We start from the raw sequence: 15,959 nt of genomic DNA, 5'->3' as shown, positions 1-15,959 counted from the left end.
ACGCCGTTCGGCGGACGCCAGCCGAACCTGATCCGGGCTCCGGTGAGAAAGCCCCCCGATGCCCGTGGACCCCTCGATCGCGGCTCTGCCACCGGGCCAGACGCAGCCGGCCGGTCGGGGCAGCGGGGCATTACGGTGGGACACGAGGGCCTCCTGCGGGGCGGCGTGCAGATGTCGCAATCCACACCGAACCCAGAAGGCCCTCACTCAAGCACCCAGCGCGCGTGTCAGCAATGTCCCGGGACAACACACCTAGTGCTCGTGACCAAAGCGGGCGAAGCAGCTGCTGCACTGCCGCTGGCTCAGTGACCGAGGAGCGCTTCACGTGCCGCGCGGGACCAGACCGCTTGCTGGTCGGGGCTGAATCCCAACCGGTTCCAGTGGAAGATGATGTGCCTGGCCAGGATGCTGCGGAGACCGAGGCCGAGACAGTTTTTCTCTGCTGCATCAGCCAGACTTTTGCCCGCGGCCTCCATGCCTTGCGCCCAGTCCCTCAAGGGTGCGAGCGGTCCGTCAGTGAGCAGGGGGCCGGGGGCGAGGGTGAGGAGCTTTCTCATCGAGTCCGTCATGCTTCTGACCTTGTCGATGGGGACGTTGGCCGGCAGTGGGCGCTTGGCCTCGACCTGGCCCCACACGTCTCCCTGCTCACCCCACTCCAGGCCTGCGGCGCGTAGGAAAAGGGCAAGGATCAGCAGGGACGCAGCCTTGGCGTCGAGCAGACCGTCCATGCGCCTCTCGGCGAGCTGGTCGAAGGTGAGCACCCCCATGCTGTCGGCGTGAAACAGGCGGTGGGCGATTTTCATGCCAGTCAGCCCGCCGAACGCGATGGATTCCGGCTCGTACAGGGAGGTCCGCCACTGCTTCACAACGCGCCAGGAGACTGCCGAGTCGAGCGCCTGCTGCGTGCTCGTGATGGTGTGCTCCACTTCCACGGCTGGCGCGGGCTGGACCCGCAGCCTCCAGCATGGGTACTTCCGGACGAACCACCAGGCGTCTACGTCCTCTCCGCTGAGGGCGGGCAGGAGGTGGGTGCGAAAGGCCCGCGCGGCAGAGGGGTAGTCGGCGAATGTGACGTACACCTGGTACCAGCCTGTGTGCGGGTGTTGGAGAGCAGCCCGGCCGGCGGCCCGGTAGCGTTCGACCCCTTCGGCCAGTCGGGCGGGTGACGTCAGCACCTGCTGGGCCGCCTCCTCAATCGGTATGCCGCATAGGACGGCCAGGACGGCGTACTCAGTGGGGTTGGTGCTCTGTTGCTGCATTTCGTCGCCTCCTAGATCAGCAGCAGGCAGGCGTCCCAGTCGGTGGCGGTCACGGCGCCTGGTTCGGCGCTCCTGAACGCGAGCGTTGCCCCGGCCGCGCCTTCAAGGAAGTCGGGTCTCTGCGGCGCTGGGGCCGCGAGAAAGCGTTCGGATCCGTGCCGCAGCCAGTCGTCGAACGGCTGGGCATTTTCGGCGTCGTCCGAGACGCGCTGCACCGTGCGGATCAGCCCGCCGAGGCCGTGGCACAGGCCCCGGCCGGCGAGCTGGTCGAGTTGCCGGGAGTCGGCGAGGCAGTACATCAGAGCGCGCTCCGACATGAGCTTGCGCTCGTCGTCGCCGAGAGCCATGGCGGCGAGTTGCTGGGCGCGGACGATACCCGGCGTGCCATAGCACCAGGACGGCGCTGCGCTGTGGGTGGGAGCCGGGCCACTCTTGCTGATCCAGCGGCCAGCGGGTTCCGTGGTGGTCGTTCTGCCGGATGTTGTCCAGCCAGCGCAGGATGCGGTACATGGCGAGTGCGTGGCGGTCCACGGTGATGCCATGGCGCATGGCGAGGGCGAGCAGTGTGAGCGGGCCCGTGATGCCGTGGGCGAGGCCGGCATTGGCATGGCCGCCTGGGGTAGCTGAGTGGTGGTTCGCTGGGTCGTGGCCCACCCACCAGCCGGGCAGTGATTGGTCCTGCGGGCCCTGGACCGGGTCGGTGAGCCGGACTAGATACTCCAGGACGCGCCGCAGTTCCTGGCCGTCGGGTTGCCGGCGGAGGAGGAGGGCGCCGAGGCCCGTCAGACCACGGAAGAGGTCGTACTCGGCGAAGGCGGTGTAGCGCCCTTCGTCGATGCGGGCATGTGCGGCAGCCAGTCGGCGCCGGATGAGGGCCGTTACGACGTCGTTCAGGGCGTGAAGTGCTCCGGTGTACCGGTCGGTTCCGGCGGCGGCCATGTGCAGGACGTAGGCCATCGCGGGGGCGCCGAGAAACAGGTTGGCCTCGTTACCGCCCATGAGGGGGCCAACATCGGCGAGCTTGCGGTGGGCGACCTGGAGGCTGGCGAGTCCAGCGTGGGCACGCTCGATGTCGAGGAGGGCGGTCCCGAGTGAGCCGTGCGCCAGGGACTGACGGGTGGCGGAGTCGGTGTCCAGGAAGGCAGTGGTCACTGTGTCGCTCCTTCTGCGCGGGCGGTCCAGGACACTGCGGCGGTGCGGGCCAGACGGCGACAGGTGGCTTCGGCGTCCGGGTCGATGCCCGCCGCGCGGTTGTGGTGCATGTGAAGCAGTGACGGCAGCACGTCGGCGGGGGCGGTCCCGGCCTCTTCGAGAGCCTGCCGGTATTCGCCGAGGAGCTTGCGGCGCATCGCCCAGACCCCAGCCGTGTGGGCACCGCGCGGGAGTTCCCGCAGTGAAGCGTCTACCTGGCCGGAGCCCGCACCGGCAACGGCGTGTCCTTGCGCTTCGCGTTGTGCCGCCAGCCCCCGGATCCGTGGTGGCAGCGTGCTGCTCTGGGCGCGACGGGCCAGAGCGATGGTCTGCTCGGCGTCGTCCCGGTACAACGTGACCAAGGCTCTGCGGACCAGCGCGTAGCCGGCCAGTGCCTGGTCACCGCCGGCTGCCGCCAGATCGACCGCCCGCTGCGTCCACCACAGTGCCGCCCGCTCGTCGCCGGTCTCCTGCACCAGCCAGCCGACATACTCGGCGTACCGGGAGCCGAGGGCCAGCAACTGCTGGCGGGTGCTGGTGTCGGTGTGAGCAGACAGTTCGCGCAGACTGTGCGTCTGAGCGATCAGGACAGGCAGGAGCAGACCGGGTTCCACGGTCTGGCCGAGTCTCCGGTAGTGCGTGAACAGCGAGCGGGAGGCTTCCAGCATGCCGGCACCCGAGGCCGGTGAGGCCGGGCCGGAGCCGTTCGAACGCCATGTCATCAGTGATGCGACGCCGGCGCTCACGACCCCTCGTCGGCCCAAGGACTGGAACCGGTTCGGGCCGTCCGGCGACAACTGCATGATCCAGTCCTCCTCGTCGATGCTGCCGGGTGGGGGTTCAGCGGATACGTCCGGAGCGCCCTTGGCCGCCAGGGCAATCAGTGCCCCGTTGGCACCGAGGGCGGCGTCGCACAGCCGAACGAGGTCACGGCTGGGTGCCTTGATCCCTCGCTCGACTTTGCTCAACTGCGCCTTGCTGTAATGCACGGCGCCGGACAAGGCCGTGAGGCTCAGCCCGGCCTCCAGACGCCGCTTCCTCAGCTCTTCGCCGAACTCGGTGGGCGGGTGTGGCACGGAACCCTCCAAAGCCCCTCCGCCCAAGTCTGATTGGTGCTGCACGAAAGAGTGCGGCAACCCCTCCCGGACGGACAAGGCGATCGATGCTGTTTCCCGTTTCCTTCTCCCGGGGCGGGGCGCAGCATTCGTGGGGGGAACTTGTGCCGGTCACAGAGCCGAGCGAGTTGTGCCCCCCCATCAGGTTGGGGCAAAGTTGCCAAGCTTCTGGCTGGCAGGCGGACCCCGCCCGACCAGGCGTAGTGGCCGTAAGCCATGAAGTGCAATCCGATCGTGACGCTCGTTTGACGCTCTGGAGCTCCGCCGGTCTGCTCGGGTCAACCAAGAATCCGGCCGGACAGGACGGCCAAGTGTTGCGGCTCCATGACATGGTCTGTGGTTGGCTCATGCCGGGTTGTGAGGCCCGTCTTGTTGCGCGGGGCCGCATCTGGTGCCCAGGCGAGTGTGGAGGCTGTGCACGGTTCCGGCACTGGCTGCGACGGAATGGCGGGTGTAGCGAGTGTTCGGGACGCCAGGATGCGTCACGCGCTGCGTTTGTCGAGATCCCATAATCGGGGGCAGCGGTCAGCATGGTTCCGAAGAGGGTGGGGTTCCGCGCTCGCCGAGGGAAGGGCGATCCGCCGGCGACTCGCGGCGCGAGTTCGAGAACGCCGTGGTGAGAGGGGCGCGGGAAGTGTGCCCGGAGCCCCCACCGATATCTAACTACCTGTCAGTAAAGTCAGCATTGGGTCAGCATCAGTCCGACCTAAGCTGACTACGGCTGGCGAAACTTGCACTTCAAGGCGGGGTGCAATGGCGGTGTGAAGGGGGTTTGCTCGCGCGGTCTGAGCGAACCGGGCGGGGTGTGCTTCACCTCGCCCGACTAGGTGCGTGCTGAGCTAGAAAGTGCCAGCTCAGCGCACTCGACCCCGCGGCTTCAGTGGCACAGCCGGCAGCTCAGGTGCAGGCAGCGGATCTCCGTCGTACCCCTTCACTTCCCCAAATCTTGACCCGCTCATCCAGTCCTCACGGGCCTGCTTGATGTCGTCCTGCGTGCGTCCGACGAAGTTCCACCACATGATCAGCTCCTCGGCGAACGGCTCGCCGCCCAGCAGCATGATCTTGGCGTCGGACTCTGCGCGCAGCGGGAGTTCGGTGCGGCCGCAGCCCAGGTAGAGCATCGAGCCGGGCAGCACCGGTACGCCGTCCACGTGCACCTCGCCGGACATGGCGAGCACGCCGTACTCGAAGTCGGGTTCGAGCGGCAGTCGGACATCGGTGCCCCGGGTGAGCGCGAGGTCCGCGCCGACGATCGGGGTGAACGTCGTACCGGGGGAGGCGGCGCCGTCCAGGCCGCCGAGGATGACCGTGGCGGTCAGGCCGGGCGCGGTGACCGTGGGCAGGTCGGGATGGTGCTCGAACTTCGGCTCCGTGTGCCGGTGCTCGTCGGGGAGCGCGACCCACAGCTGGGCGCCGTGCAGATAGCGGGCGTGCGGCTTCGGGCTCTCTTCGGAGTGGCTGATCGCCCGGCCCGAGGTCATCAGGCCCAGCTCCTTGGGGCGGATCATCTGCAGGCTGCCGGTGGAGTCCCGGTGCAGCACCTCGCCCTCGTGCAGCCAGCTGACCGTCTGCAGTCCGATGTGCGGATGGGGCGGGACCTGCATGCCCGGCTCGTCGGCGATGTCGTCGGGGCCGTAGTGGTCCACGAAGGCCCAGGCGCCGATCATGCGCCGGCCGAGGTTCGGCAGCAGTCGGCGTACCTCGCTCGACTCGCCGAGTTGCACATGACGGGGGCTCAGCAGCTCGCGGACGGGTTCGGCGACTACGAAGCCGCGGCCGCCACACACACTGGGCACGGGCGCGCGGTCAAGGTTGCTCATGCCGCCCAACCTAGCGGCAGGCCGTCGCCGTTGCCGAGTGCGCCGAGGGTGTTGTGCGGGCGTTTGGCGGACAGCAGACCCCGGGTGGCGCTTGGTTAAGTCAATCAGTTGACTTACATTCGGGGGAGCGTGCAGGCCGCGTCCCTGTGATGGAGGCGTCTCCGGCCACGGCGTCACCCGCGTCGAGGCCGAGCTTTCGCCCCGAGCGCGGGTGTGCGGCACGGTGCAGGCCCCTCACGGACCACTGGGCGACGCGCGGGTGACGCTGCTGGACGCGGCGGGAAACGTCGTCGCCACCGCGACGACCGGCGCCGACGGGGCGTACGCCTTCTCCGACCTGGACGGCGGCCCGTACACGGTGATCGCCGCCGGCTGTCCGCCGGGGGCCGCCGCCGTGACCGTCCTGGGCGACATCGACGACCACGACATCGAACTCGCCCATCCCGGGGCGTAGTCCCCACAGTCGAACCCGCAGGCCTCCCTGTGCCCCCGCGTTCCCCGGAGCCGCCCGGATCACGGTGCCGGGGATCTCGGGGTCGGTTCGGCCGTGGACGGGCGGACCGGGCTCGGGACCGGTGACGGGGTGCCGATCGTCGGGCCGGGGGAGTGGGCCGGCTCGGCGGGGCGGGCCGGGCCGTCGTGGACGGTGAAGAAGACCAGCGCCGCCACCGCGGCCAGCGCGAGCAGCCCCACCGCGACCCGGCGCACCGTGACCCGGCGGGGGCGGAGAGCCGCGGTCGGCGGACGCAGGGGCCTGAGGTCGGCCGGGCCGACGGACTGCGCCCGCGCGGCCAGGGCGGCTCGAAGCCGCTCCTCGACCCCCGTCGGCGCGGTCCCGGTACCGGATGCGTTCATCGCAGACCCTCCAGACGACGGCCGAGGGCGTCCAGGGCCCGGCTGGCCGTGGACTTGACGGTGCCCCGCGACAGGCCGAGCGTCGCCGCGATCTCGGCCTCGGACAGGTGCGACCAGTACCGCAGGACCAGCACCTCCCGCTGACGCGACGTCAGTGTCCGCAGAGCCGCCAGCACTTCGCGGTGGTCCTCGTGGAGAAGGACGTCCTCCTCGGGGGCGGGCACGTGCTGCTCGCGTTCGGGCGTGTGCGCCCGTACGGTCCTGCGCCGCCGCAGCACCGAGCGGGCCGCATTGACGACACTGGTGCGCAGATACGCCTCCGGGTCGTCCAGCGAGCCGAGCCGGTGCCCGTGACGCCGGAACAGCGCGGTGAACGCGTCCTGTACGACGTCCTCAGCCGTGGGCAGGTCGTCGACCAGCAGCACCGCCAGGCGAACCAGCGACAGACGGCGGTGGTGGTACAACTCCTCGATGCGGGGGACAGGTTCGGTGGCGAGCAGCCCGGGCATGCCGGTGTTGCCGTTGCCGTTGCCGTTGCCGTTGCCGGGCCGTGCCGGGTCGGCCGTCGTGCCTGCGCGCACGCGTGCGAGGACACGGGTCCGCAGGGCATGCGTGAACCAGCGCCACGGCGGGGCGGACCGCGGGGTGCCCGCCCTGTCCCAGGGCAGGGCCGCCGCCGGCGGCGGTGTTGCTGTCGTCATGGGTCTCCCGGCCGGGTGTGCGGGGAGCCGCACCGGGCGACTCCCCGCACACCGGCATGCCTCAGTGCTTCTGGGGATCCGGGGACGGCGTGTCGTACGCGGTCGCGGGGGCCGGCCTCGGCGACCCCGTCGGGTGGCCGTGACGCGGTGCCGGTACGGGGGCCGGGGCGGCAGGCACGGACCGCGGCACCCCCAGGCGTGCGGGCGACGGCACCGGCGAGGGAGTGGCTGTGCGGGGAACGGACGGGACCGGCGAGGGGGTGCCCGTGTGCGGAGCGGACGGGACCGGTGAGGGGGTGCCTGCGTGCGGAGCGGACGGGACCGGTGAGGGGGTGCCTGCGTGCGGAGCGGACGGCACCGGCTCCGGCGTCGCCGTGCGGGTCGGGGTCGGGGTCGGTGCCGGAGTCGGCTTCGCGTGACCGCCCGCGGGGACGGGCGAGGGCGCGGCGGTGGCGTCGGGCCGGGACGCGGAGTGCGCGCCGCTCTGGGACGCCTGCGCGGTCACGGCACCGCCGACGGCCAGCGCCGCGCCGACGGCGGAGACCCCCAGGACGGTGCGCAGCCTGCGGATGCGGCGAGGGCGGGGGATGCGGTGTGCGGACATGGGTTCCTTCGGTTGCTCGGGTCGGTCGGACATCGGTCGAAGTGGAGGCCTCCATCCCGACAGACGTCCGACCCCGAGCGAGGTTGCAGGCTTCGGCCGACGAATTTTCCGCGTCGGCGAACTGCTGTGCAGGGTCTACGCGGACCCGGTGGTAACGGAGCCCGGTCAGCCGGCTCCGCCCGTCCACTCCGGTGCCAGCACCGACCAGATCTCCTCGTCGTGCCGCTGTCCCCGGTAGAGGTGACTCTCCCTGAGGACGCCGTCCCTGCGCATGCCCAGCCGCCGGGCGACCGCGATGCTCGGGGTGTTGTCCGGTGACACCCACCACTCCATCCGGTGGATGCCCCGCTCCCGGATCGCCCAGTCGATCAGCACTCGGGCACCCCGGGTCACCAGGCCCCGGCCCACCGCCGCCGGCTCCAGCCAGCAACCGGCCTCGGCGGTGCCCTGAGCCACGTCCATCCGGCGCAGGATCACCGCCCCGACCAGCGTGCCGTCGTAGCGGATCCCGCAGATGCGGCCCGCGTCGGCGGCCTCCTTCTCGGCGTACGCCTGCAGGAACGCCCGGCCGGTCGCCAGGTCCGTGATCACGTCCGGCAGTCCGTTGAACCGTCCGATGAACTCACGCCCCCGGTCCACATGGGCGAGGAACTCCGCGGCCTGCCAGGGGCCCAGGGGGCACAGTTCGGCGCCGTCGTCTCCGAGCGGGATGGTGTACATGGTCACCTTCGGGCCACGGGGTGGGACATCTGGTACGCCAGCCTACGGTCGGCCCCTTCCCCGATCCGTGTGAGGGTCTCGTCCAGTTCCATGAACCACTCCCAGACCGCCCGCCCGTCGGCAGCTGCCAGCCGGGCGACGACCAGGTCCTCCAACTCCGGGACGCGTTTGCCCTTCCACGCCTTGTCGGCGAGGCTCACCAGCAGGTCCTCCACGCCGGTCCCGGACGCGGTCCAGGAGGCGTGTGTCCCGGCGAACCGGGCCAGCCCGGCCTCCACACCGTGCTCCAAGAGCAGTTCCCGCCCGGCCTCCTCGTGCCGGGCGCCCGGGCCGGAGAGTTCGGCCGGGTGCACAGCCTTGCCGATGTCGTGCGTCGCGGCACCGAAGAGGACCGCCCGGGCATCGAACTCCAGGCCCGGGCAGTGCCGTTGAACCCAGCCGACGAGCTGCGCGGCCACGTCGTGCACCGCTCTGAGATGGGCGACCAGACGGGGCGGGGCGTCGACCCGGGCCAGCAGCTCGGTGGCCCGCTCGGGAAGCGGCCGCAGCGGTGGGTCGAAGGTCGTGTCCGTCGCGACCGACACTGTGCTGATGGCTGTCACCGTGCGAGAGTAATCCCCAGCGCGCGTGACGGACGCATCACGGAGGGTGTTCATGCAGGCGTTGCACACGGCGTTTCTGCTCGGTACGGGGCTCTTCTGGACCGCGGCCTACGTGTTGCTGATCCGCACGGGGCTGCGGGAACGCACCTTCGGGATGCCCGTCGTCGCGTTCGCCACCAATCTCAGCTGGGAGTTCATGTTCGCGTTCGTGCGGCCCCCGTCCGGTGTCATGCACGGCATCAACATCGTCTGGTTCTGCTTCGACCTCGCCATCGGCTACACCGTCGTACGCTTCGGAAGGGCCGAATTCCCCTATCTCCCCGACCGGTTGTTCCTGCCCGCGCTGGCTGTCCTGGTCGCTCTCGCCTATCCGGGCATGAACTACGCCTCGGAGCAGTTCGACGAGGGTGTCGGCGCGATCACCGCGTTCGGGAGCAACCTGGCCATGTCCGGCATGTTCCTGGCGATGCTGGCCGCGCGCCGGAGCACGCGCGGCCAGTCGCCGGGTATCGCCGTGACCAAGCTGGTGGGCACCGCGTGCGCCTCGCTCGCACTGCTCACCGACCCGGACGGCGCCCCGCGCTACGACAGCGCCCTCATGCACTACCTCTACATCGGCTGCTTCGTCCTCGATCTCGCCTACGCGTACGCGGTGTTCGCCGTCCGGCGCGCCGAGCGGACGTCCCGCGTGGCCGAGGTGCCCCCTCAGGGTGTGCTCCAGCACTGATCGGCGCCCCCGGCGTGGTCCCACGTCACCATGTGGCGCGACCCGACAACGTTGTCCCGGCGTGGTGTGCGTTTCGCGGGGTGGCACGTCGATGCCACCGGGTGAGATCTTCGACGACCCCTGGTGCCCCGCACTCGGTGCTGGTTCCTCCGGATGGCGGCTCCGACAGGCCGGGCCGACGATGGAGGCGTGGGGTACGGTCACCGCCGCAGCGCCGGTGCCGTCCGAGGCCGCCGGGGGACGGAGGCCGGCCCCGGCCGTGGTGAGCGGCCGGATGGGAGGACACCGTGATGCTGGAAGTGAAGACGGTCGACAAGCCGGACGAACGGCGTGACTTCCCCCGCGGCCACCTCGAAGCGCTCCACCTGACCGGGCTCGACTTCGCGGTGGGCACCTTCGAACCGGGCTGGCGCTGGTCGGAGTCCGTGGCACCCATCGCGGGCACCAAGAGCTGCATGGTCCACCACAACGGCTATGTGCTCCAGGGACGGATGCATCTGCGCATGGACGACGGAGGCGAGGGCGAGGTCGGCCCCGGGGACGTCTTCGTCTGCCCGCCGGGTCACGACGCCTGGGTCGTGGGTGACGAACAGGTCGTGGTGCTGGACTTCGCGGGAGGCATGGCCCAGAACTACGCGCGGGCTCAGGGGGCCTGAGCCGGTCATGGTGGTGCCCCGTGGTACGTACGCCACCGCGGGGCACCGCCATGACCGGCCGCCCGAGGGCTGCGCCGTACGGTCGCCCGAGGGCTACCCCGTAGCCCGTAGCCCGTAGCCCGTAGCCCGTAGCCCGTAGCCCGTAGCCCGTAGCCCGTCGTCGGTCGTGGGGGTGGTCTGTCGCCCCTCGTCGGCCGCGCGTGACCGCGGCCGACCTGCAGGCAGGTGCGGTGCGTGTGGGGCCGACGACCGTCAGAGAGCGTGGGTGGTGGCGCCCTTCTCCGCCTGCTCGACGGCCTCCGCGTGGCCGAACAGGCCGGGCAGGCCCCCGGTGTGGACGAACACGGTCTTCTCACCCGGCCGCACGTCACCGTCCCGGACGGCGGCGGTCAGGCCTGCCAGGGCCCGGCCGGTGTAGATGGGGTCGAGGACGACGCCCTCGGTGCGGGCGGCGAGCCGGAGCGCCTCGGCCACCGGACCGGTCAGTGCCGCGTACCCGCTGCCCACCTGGTCACGGCGCACCCTCAGCCGGTCCGCGGTGACCTGCTCCGCGGCGAGCGGACCCGCGAACTCCGTCACCGCCGCGCTCGGGTCGGCCAGCGCGCCCACGTCCACGCCGAGCACCGATTCCGTTCCCAGGGCGGCGACCAGTCCGGCCATCGTGCCGCCCGAGCCGAGCGCGACCACCGCCGTGCGCAGGTCCGGCACCTGCGTGCGCAGCTCCTCGCCGCACCGCACATAGCCCCGTGCGCCCAGCGTGCTGGACCCGCCGAAGGGGATGAGGGCCGGCCGGGCGCCCGTCTCGCGCAGTCGCACACACACCTCGGCCGCCACGGCGTTCAGTCCGGCCTGGTCCACGTCGCCCGCCCAGGCGAGCCGCGCTCCCAACAGGCCGTCCAGCGCGAGGTTCCCGGAGCGCGACCCACCGGGCGAGCCGCGCAGCACGAGGACGGCGTCCAGGCCCAGCCGGGCGGCCGCGGCGGCCGTCAGCCGGGCGTGGTTGCTCTGCGGGGCGCCCGTGGTGACGAGGGTGTCCGCCCCCTCGGCGAGCGCCGCGCCCACGGTCCACTCCAGCTTGCGGATCTTGTTCCCGCCGCCGCCCAGCCCGGTCAGGTCGTCCCGCTTGATCCACAGGTCCCCGGGACCGAGCCCGAGCGCGGCGGCGAGCCGGGGTGCCGGCTCCACGGGAGTGGGGAAGGTGCCGAGCTGCACGGGCGGATGGCTCATGTCGTACGTCCTCGTCTGCGGGCGCATGGAAGGCGGGCGGATGGATGGCGCGCGGCCGGCGGAGAGATGGTGGTGCCTGCCCGCCGACCGGTGTCAGTCGATCACGCCGGACCACGCCGCGTCACACCGGCTGCTGCCGCGCCATCGGCTGCTGCACGCCCGAAGCCGGCGTGCGATCGGAGGCTGCGCGCAGGTCGCCGGCGTGCCATCGGCTGCTGTGCACCAGCAGCGGCCCCGCCATGGGCGGCTGCAGACGAGCGGCGACCGTGTCCATGGGCGGCTGCAGACGAACGGCGACCGTGTCCATGGGCGGCCGCAGACGAGCGGCGACCGTGTCCATGGGCGGCCGCACTCCAGCGGCACCCGTGCAATGGTCGGCTGCACACCCGCGGTGACCGTGTCATCGGCCGCTCCCCTCCGGCGGCGGTCGCACGGTCCCCTGCCTCACACCGGCAGCAACCGTGCGACCAGCGCGCCCAGCTGCCGGGCGTTGCGGCACTCGTGCATCTCGACCAGCTCGGCGTAGGCGGGCGCCGCCGAATCGCCGGTGCCCCACTGGGCGCGCGGCTCGGGATTCAGCCAGTACATGCGGCGGGCGCGGCGGGCGATGTCGCGGACGGCGGGCAGGTTCGGGTCGCTCATGTTGGTGCGGGCGTCACCGAGCACGAACACGGTCGTCCGGGGGCCGGCCGCGTCGCCGTACCGCTCGGCGAACTCGCCCAGGGCGACGCCGTAGTCGCTGCTGCCGTGCCAGCCGGTCAGCGTGGCCTCGGCGCGGATCCGGGCGCCGAGCCCTTCCGGGTCGGCGTGTCCGTGGCCGAGCAGGCCCGTCACCTCGTCGAGGCGGTTGACGAAGGCGAACACCCGGACCTTGCTGAACTGGTCGTGCAGTGCCTGTACCAGCAGCATGGTGAAGTCCGAGAATCCGGACACGGAGCCCGAGACGTCGCAGAGCAGCACCAGTTCGGGCCGGGCGGGGCGGCGCCTGCGCAGCACCGGCCGCATCGGCACCCCGCCCGTGGACAGCGAGGAACGCACGGTGCGGCGCAGGTCGATCGTGCCGCGCGCGGCCCGGCGGCGGCGCGCGGCGAGCCGGGTTGCCAGCTTGCGCGCGAGCGGCTGCACGGTCCTGCGCAGCTCGGTGAGCCGGTCCCGGCCGGCGTACAGGAAGTCCACCCGGTCGGCGGTCGGGGCGACGGCCCGCCGGGCGATCTCGTCCCGTCCGCGCCGCTCGGCCACCCGGCGCCGTGCCTCCGCTGCCACCAGCCGGCGGAACACCTCGATACGGCTCCGGATCTCGTCGTCCAGCAGCCGGTCGGCGAACCCCGCGCCGCCGTCCTGGCCCCGCACGTCGGCCCGCACCCGGGCCAGCAGGGTCTGCGGGCGGAGCCGGTCGAGGGTCTGGTAGGCCGACCAGCCGTCCGCCCCCGGTGAACTCCCGTACCCGCCCAGGCCGTCCACGGCCTGAGCCGCCAGGCGTGCCATCAGGGACCGGTCGTCGGCGGCCAGCGCGTCGGCGAGGCGGTCGCGCAGCTCCTCCCGGTCCGCGGTGCCGACGTCCGCACCGCCGACGCCGCGCGGGAAGTACAGGTCGAAGACGGGGTCGAACACCGCACGCTGTGCCGGGCCGTGCAGCAGGGTCGCCGCCAGCCCCTCCCGCAGCAGACGCCGGTCGGCGAGCCCCAGCGCCTCGACCGCGAGGGCCGCGTCCACGCTCTCCCCGGTGCCGATCCGTACGCCGTGCGCGCGCAGCGCAGCGACCAGACCGGTGATCCGCTCGTCGACACCGCTCACAGGGCGTCCAGGTCGAGCTTGGCCGCGGCCTTCTGCACGTCGTCCTGGTGCTTGAGGATCACGCCCAGGGTGTCCCGTACGACGGCCTCGTCCAGCGTGCCGGCGCCCAGGGCCAGCAGGGTGCGTGCCCAGTCGACGGTCTCGGCGACCGACGGCGCCTTGCGCAGGTCCATCGCGCGCAGCGCCCCGACCACGCGCACCAGCGACTCGGCCAGCGCCTCGTCGAGCCCGGGCACCTTCAGCCGTACGATCCGCCGCTCCAGCTCCTCCTCGGGGAACCCGATGTGCAGGAACAGACAGCGGCGGCGCAGCGCCTCGGACAGCTCCCGGCCGGCGTTGGAGGTGAGGACGACGAAGGGGCGGCGGGTCGCGGTGATCGTGCCCAGCTCGGGGACGGTGACCTGGAAGTCGCTGAGCACCTCCAGCAGCAACCCCTCCATCTCCACGTCGGCCTTGTCGGTCTCGTCGATCAGCAGCACGGTCGGCTCGTCGCCGCGGATCGCGGTCAGCAGCGGGCGGGGGAGCAGGAACTCCTCGCTGAAGATGTCGGTGCGGGTCTCGTCCCAGCTCTGGTCGCGGCCCGCGCTGATGCGCAGCAGCTGCTTGGCGTGGTTCCACTCGTACAGCGCCCGGGACTCGTCGACGCCCTCGTAGCACTGCAGCCGGACCAGCCGTGCCCCGGCGACCTGGGCGACGGCCTTGGCCAGCTCCGTCTTGCCGACCCCGGCGGGGCCCTCCACCAGCAGTGGCTTGCCCAGCCGGGCGGCGAGGAAGACGGTCGTGGCGACGGCCGGCGAGGCGAGGTACCCGGTCTCGGCGAGGCGGGCGGAGACGTCGTCGACGGATGTGAACAACGGGGCCTCCGGCGGGTCGGGGATGGGCGGCGCCCTCCTATCTAAGCGCTTGTTCACCGCCTGTGTCACGAGGATCCGGCCAAGTCCCACGGGGGTAGACCGACCGGTTTCCCTTCAATCCGGACGCGGTGACCTCGCCGTATCGCCACCACCGACGAGGCGTCCCCTGGCCCGCGCCCGTCGGCCCGCACCCCGGACGGGCCACCACAACGCGCCGCTCCTCTCGCCCGCCCGGTGCAATGGACTCGTGACCGCGCCCCCGGACGACTGCCTCGCGCGCAACGAATGGATCTGCGGCGCCTATCTGAGCACCCGTCGCGAGGTCCTGCTCGACGCGGTCGGCCAGCACCTCCGGCTGACAGCGCTGTCGGTCCTCATCGGCCTGGTGATCGCCCTGCCGCTGGCGGTGCTGGCCCGCCGCTGGGCCCTGACGGCCGGTCCGGTCCTCGCCGTGACGACGATCCTCTACACGATCCCGTCCCTGGCGATGTTCTCCCTGCTCCTGCCCCTCTACGGACTCTCGGCCACCCTGGTCGTCGCGGGCCTGGTGGTCTACTCGCTCACCGTGCTCGTCCGGAACATCCTCGCCGGGCTGCGCGCGGTCCCGCAGGAGACCCGGCAGGCCGCGCGCGGACTCGGCTACGGCCCGATCCGGCTGCTGCTCACCGTCGAACTGCCCCTGGCCCTGCCCGCAGCGATGGCCGGGCTGCGCATCGCGACCGTCTCCGCGGTCTCCCTGGTCACGGTCGGCGCCATCGTCGGCTTCGGAGGCCTCGGGAACCTCATCTACGCGGGCATGAACACCTACTTCAAGGCCCAGGTGCTCACCGCGTCCGTGCTGTGCGTGCTGATCGCCGTCGTAGCGGACCTGCTCCTGCTGGGCGTGCAGTGGCTGATCACCCCCTGGGTGAGGGCGGCCCGCGCATGAACACGCTCGGCGCCGGCTGGGACTGGCTCACCGACCCCGCGCACTGGTCGGGCGACGACGGAGTCTGGCACCGGCTGCTCCAGCACCTGGTGCTCACCGTCGTCTGTCTGCTGATCAGCTGTCTGATCGCACTGCCGGTCGCGCTGGTCCTCGGCCATCTGGGCAAGGGCGGCGCGCTCGCGGTCAACATCTCCAACGCCGGGCGGGCCGTCCCCACCTTCGCCGTCCTGGTCCTGCTCCTGCTCACCCCCGTCGGGAACTGGGGCGAAGGGCCCACCGTGGTCGCCCTGGTGCTGTTCGCCGTGCCGCCGCTGCTCACCAACGCCTACGTCGGCATGCGCGAGGTCGACCGGGGCGTCGTTCAGGCGGCCCGGGGCATGGGGATGACCGGGCGGCAGATGCTGTTCCGCGTGGAACTGCCCCTTGCGCTGCCCATGATTGCGGGCGGGGTGAGGATCGCCGCGGTCCAGCTCGTGGCCACCGCCACGATCGCGGCGCTCGCGGGCGGCGGCGGCCTCGGCCGGATCATCACGGCGGGCTTCAACCTGGCCAGCACACCCCAGGTGGTCGCCGGTGCCTTCCTCGTCGCCGTGTTCGCACTGATCGTCGAGGGCGTCTTCGAGGTCGCCGAACGCCTGGCACCCACGTGGGCCAGGGGCGGCCGCCGGTGAGGGGCCGTGCCGCGGCGACGCCGGCCGCGCTGTGCGCCTGGGCCGCGCTGTGCACCCTGGCCGCCTGCACCACCGGCCCCTCCCTGGAGAACCGCGGCGAGGTCACCGCACCGCCCGGCGACAGCCACCGTCTGACCATCGGCTCGGCCGGCTTCACCGAGAGCGACCTGCTCGCCCAGATGTACGCCCAGCTGCTGAACCGGGCCGGCTACAAGACGTCCCTCATCTCCGTAGC

General features: G+C 71.8%; 18 protein-coding genes and 2 pseudogenes. 6 read left to right on the top strand and 14 right to left on the bottom strand.

All coding sequences use genetic code 11. The annotated features are described in order from the left end of the window. Nucleotides 1-302 precede the first annotated feature (302 nt). The 5 genes and pseudogenes from AB0H32_RS29665 to AB0H32_RS29645 all read right to left on the bottom strand — a co-directional run bounded on the left by AB0H32_RS29665 (nucleotide 303) and on the right by AB0H32_RS29645 (nucleotide 5,385). Entirely contained in the window at nucleotides 303-1,259 is a 957-nt protein-coding gene (locus AB0H32_RS29665; RefSeq protein ID WP_361126516.1) for a thiopeptide-type bacteriocin biosynthesis protein, read from the bottom strand. An 11-nt stretch (nucleotides 1,260-1,270) separates the two neighbouring features. Then, nucleotides 1,271-1,801 carry a lanthionine synthetase LanC family protein gene (locus tag AB0H32_RS29660; protein WP_361126513.1) on the bottom strand — a complete coding sequence of 177 codons (531 nt, stop codon included), beginning with the start codon at nucleotides 1,799-1,801 and terminating at the stop codon, nucleotides 1,271-1,273. Further along, nucleotides 1,776-2,411, bottom strand: a pseudogene (locus tag AB0H32_RS29655) (lanthionine synthetase LanC family protein); the annotation flags it as partial. The gene AB0H32_RS29660 and the pseudogene AB0H32_RS29655, both read right to left, overlap by 26 nt. After that, the gene (locus AB0H32_RS29650) at nucleotides 2,408-3,526 is read right to left on the bottom strand and encodes a helix-turn-helix domain-containing protein (RefSeq protein ID WP_361126510.1); all 1,119 of its coding nucleotides are present in this window, start codon (nucleotides 3,524-3,526) and stop codon (nucleotides 2,408-2,410) included. The pseudogene AB0H32_RS29655 and the gene AB0H32_RS29650, both read right to left, overlap by 4 nt. Nucleotides 3,527-4,419: 893 nt before the next feature. Next, the gene (locus AB0H32_RS29645; protein WP_361126507.1) at nucleotides 4,420-5,385 is read right to left on the bottom strand and encodes a pirin family protein; all 966 of its coding nucleotides are present in this window, start codon (nucleotides 5,383-5,385) and stop codon (nucleotides 4,420-4,422) included. Between the two features lie 157 nt (nucleotides 5,386-5,542). Between AB0H32_RS29645 and AB0H32_RS29640 the strand changes: the two are divergent. Then, nucleotides 5,543-5,839, top strand: a pseudogene (locus AB0H32_RS29640) (carboxypeptidase-like regulatory domain-containing protein); the annotation flags it as partial. 59 nt (nucleotides 5,840-5,898) lie between these two features. Here AB0H32_RS29640 and AB0H32_RS29635 read toward each other — a convergent pair. The 5 genes from AB0H32_RS29635 to AB0H32_RS29615 all read right to left on the bottom strand — a co-directional run bounded on the left by AB0H32_RS29635 (nucleotide 5,899) and on the right by AB0H32_RS29615 (nucleotide 8,867). Then, nucleotides 5,899-6,240, bottom strand: a complete 342-nt coding sequence (locus tag AB0H32_RS29635; protein ID WP_361126504.1) for a hypothetical protein — start codon at nucleotides 6,238-6,240, stop codon at nucleotides 5,899-5,901. Then, complete coding sequence (locus AB0H32_RS29630; RefSeq protein WP_361126567.1) at nucleotides 6,237-6,749, bottom strand: SigE family RNA polymerase sigma factor; 513 nt, start codon at nucleotides 6,747-6,749, stop codon at nucleotides 6,237-6,239. Before AB0H32_RS29630 ends, AB0H32_RS29635 begins: the two co-directional genes overlap by 4 nt. Nucleotides 6,750-7,002: 253 nt before the next feature. After that, nucleotides 7,003-7,545, bottom strand: a complete 543-nt coding sequence (locus tag AB0H32_RS29625; RefSeq protein WP_361126501.1) for a hypothetical protein — start codon at nucleotides 7,543-7,545, stop codon at nucleotides 7,003-7,005. A 165-nt stretch (nucleotides 7,546-7,710) separates the two neighbouring features. Continuing rightward, nucleotides 7,711-8,265: a GNAT family protein gene (locus AB0H32_RS29620; protein ID WP_361126498.1), complete on the bottom strand. Its 555-nt coding sequence runs from the start codon at nucleotides 8,263-8,265 to the stop codon at nucleotides 7,711-7,713. 2 nt (nucleotides 8,266-8,267) lie between these two features. Then, nucleotides 8,268-8,867 carry an HD domain-containing protein gene (locus tag AB0H32_RS29615; RefSeq protein WP_361126495.1) on the bottom strand — a complete coding sequence of 200 codons (600 nt, stop codon included), beginning with the start codon at nucleotides 8,865-8,867 and terminating at the stop codon, nucleotides 8,268-8,270. Nucleotides 8,868-8,919: 52 nt separating this feature from the next. On the opposite strand from AB0H32_RS29615, the gene AB0H32_RS29610 reads away from it, so the two are divergent. Together AB0H32_RS29610 and AB0H32_RS29605 are read left to right on the top strand one after the other, a co-directional pair. After that, nucleotides 8,920-9,594, top strand: coding sequence for a hypothetical protein (locus AB0H32_RS29610; protein WP_361126492.1), 675 nt, complete (start codon nucleotides 8,920-8,922; stop codon nucleotides 9,592-9,594). 290 nt (nucleotides 9,595-9,884) lie between these two features. Further along, nucleotides 9,885-10,250 carry a cupin domain-containing protein gene (locus AB0H32_RS29605; protein ID WP_361126489.1) on the top strand — a complete coding sequence of 122 codons (366 nt, stop codon included), beginning with the start codon at nucleotides 9,885-9,887 and terminating at the stop codon, nucleotides 10,248-10,250. A gap of 252 nt (nucleotides 10,251-10,502) precedes the next feature. Here the strand turns inward: AB0H32_RS29605 and AB0H32_RS29600 are convergent, their stop codons facing one another. From AB0H32_RS29600 to AB0H32_RS29585, 4 genes are all read right to left on the bottom strand, one after another. After that, nucleotides 10,503-11,477, bottom strand: a complete 975-nt coding sequence (locus tag AB0H32_RS29600) for a pyridoxal-phosphate dependent enzyme (RefSeq protein ID WP_361126486.1) — start codon at nucleotides 11,475-11,477, stop codon at nucleotides 10,503-10,505. Nucleotides 11,478-11,598: 121 nt separating this feature from the next. Beyond that, nucleotides 11,599-11,817 carry a hypothetical protein gene (locus tag AB0H32_RS29595; protein ID WP_361126483.1) on the bottom strand — a complete coding sequence of 73 codons (219 nt, stop codon included), beginning with the start codon at nucleotides 11,815-11,817 and terminating at the stop codon, nucleotides 11,599-11,601. A 104-nt stretch (nucleotides 11,818-11,921) separates the two neighbouring features. Next, complete coding sequence (locus tag AB0H32_RS29590) at nucleotides 11,922-13,271, bottom strand: VWA domain-containing protein (RefSeq protein ID WP_361126480.1); 1,350 nt, start codon at nucleotides 13,269-13,271, stop codon at nucleotides 11,922-11,924. Next, nucleotides 13,268-14,125, bottom strand: a complete 858-nt coding sequence (locus AB0H32_RS29585; protein ID WP_361126477.1) for a MoxR family ATPase — start codon at nucleotides 14,123-14,125, stop codon at nucleotides 13,268-13,270. Before AB0H32_RS29585 ends, AB0H32_RS29590 begins: the two co-directional genes overlap by 4 nt. Nucleotides 14,126-14,372: 247 nt before the next feature. Here AB0H32_RS29585 and AB0H32_RS29580 point away from each other — a divergent pair, with 247 nt between their 5' ends. The 3 genes from AB0H32_RS29580 to AB0H32_RS29570 form a co-directional block, all read left to right on the top strand. Next, on the top strand, nucleotides 14,373-15,053 hold the full coding sequence (locus tag AB0H32_RS29580) for an ABC transporter permease (protein WP_361126474.1): 681 nt from the start codon (nucleotides 14,373-14,375) through the stop codon (nucleotides 15,051-15,053). After that, a complete protein-coding gene (locus AB0H32_RS29575) occupies nucleotides 15,050-15,724 on the top strand; it encodes an ABC transporter permease (protein WP_361126471.1) in 675 nt (224 codons plus the stop codon). Before AB0H32_RS29580 ends, AB0H32_RS29575 begins: the two co-directional genes overlap by 4 nt. 29 nt (nucleotides 15,725-15,753) lie before the next feature. Next, a partial coding sequence (locus AB0H32_RS29570; protein WP_361126564.1) for a glycine betaine ABC transporter substrate-binding protein occupies nucleotides 15,754-15,959 on the top strand: 206 nt, incomplete at its 3' end.

The organism is Streptomyces sp. NPDC020362 (genome assembly GCF_040642095.1).
In the GTDB taxonomy this organism is placed as follows: Bacteria; Actinomycetota; Actinomycetes; order Streptomycetales; family Streptomycetaceae; genus Streptomyces.
Note: the sequence above shows the minus strand (reverse complement) of the source record. Positions and strands in the feature narration are given on the sequence as shown.

Bases quoted from the DNA above. Each gene is read 5' to 3' on its own strand.
- AB0H32_RS29645 (WP_361126507.1), bottom strand. From the start codon at position 5,385: ATGAGCAACCTTGACCGCGCGCCCGTGCCCAGTGTGTGTGGCGGCCGC.
- AB0H32_RS29620 (WP_361126498.1), bottom strand. From the start codon at position 8,265: ATGTACACCATCCCGCTCGGAGACGACGGCGCCGAACTGTGCCCCCTG.
- AB0H32_RS29610 (WP_361126492.1), top strand. From the start codon at position 8,920: ATGCAGGCGTTGCACACGGCGTTTCTGCTCGGTACGGGGCTCTTCTGG.
- AB0H32_RS29595 (WP_361126483.1), bottom strand. From the start codon at position 11,817: ATGGACACGGTCGCCGCTCGTCTGCGGCCGCCCATGGACACGGTCGCC.
- AB0H32_RS29665 (WP_361126516.1), bottom strand. From the start codon at position 1,259: ATGCAGCAACAGAGCACCAACCCCACTGAGTACGCCGTCCTGGCCGTC.
- AB0H32_RS29605 (WP_361126489.1), top strand. From the start codon at position 9,885: ATGCTGGAAGTGAAGACGGTCGACAAGCCGGACGAACGGCGTGACTTC.
- AB0H32_RS29600 (WP_361126486.1), bottom strand. From the start codon at position 11,477: ATGAGCCATCCGCCCGTGCAGCTCGGCACCTTCCCCACTCCCGTGGAG.
- AB0H32_RS29625 (WP_361126501.1), bottom strand. From the start codon at position 7,545: ATGTCCGCACACCGCATCCCCCGCCCTCGCCGCATCCGCAGGCTGCGC.
- AB0H32_RS29660 (WP_361126513.1), bottom strand. From the start codon at position 1,801: ATGGCATCACCGTGGACCGCCACGCACTCGCCATGTACCGCATCCTGC.
- AB0H32_RS29575 (WP_361126471.1), top strand. From the start codon at position 15,050: ATGAACACGCTCGGCGCCGGCTGGGACTGGCTCACCGACCCCGCGCAC.
- AB0H32_RS29635 (WP_361126504.1), bottom strand. From the start codon at position 6,240: ATGAACGCATCCGGTACCGGGACCGCGCCGACGGGGGTCGAGGAGCGG.
- AB0H32_RS29630 (WP_361126567.1), bottom strand. From the start codon at position 6,749: ATGCCCGGGCTGCTCGCCACCGAACCTGTCCCCCGCATCGAGGAGTTG.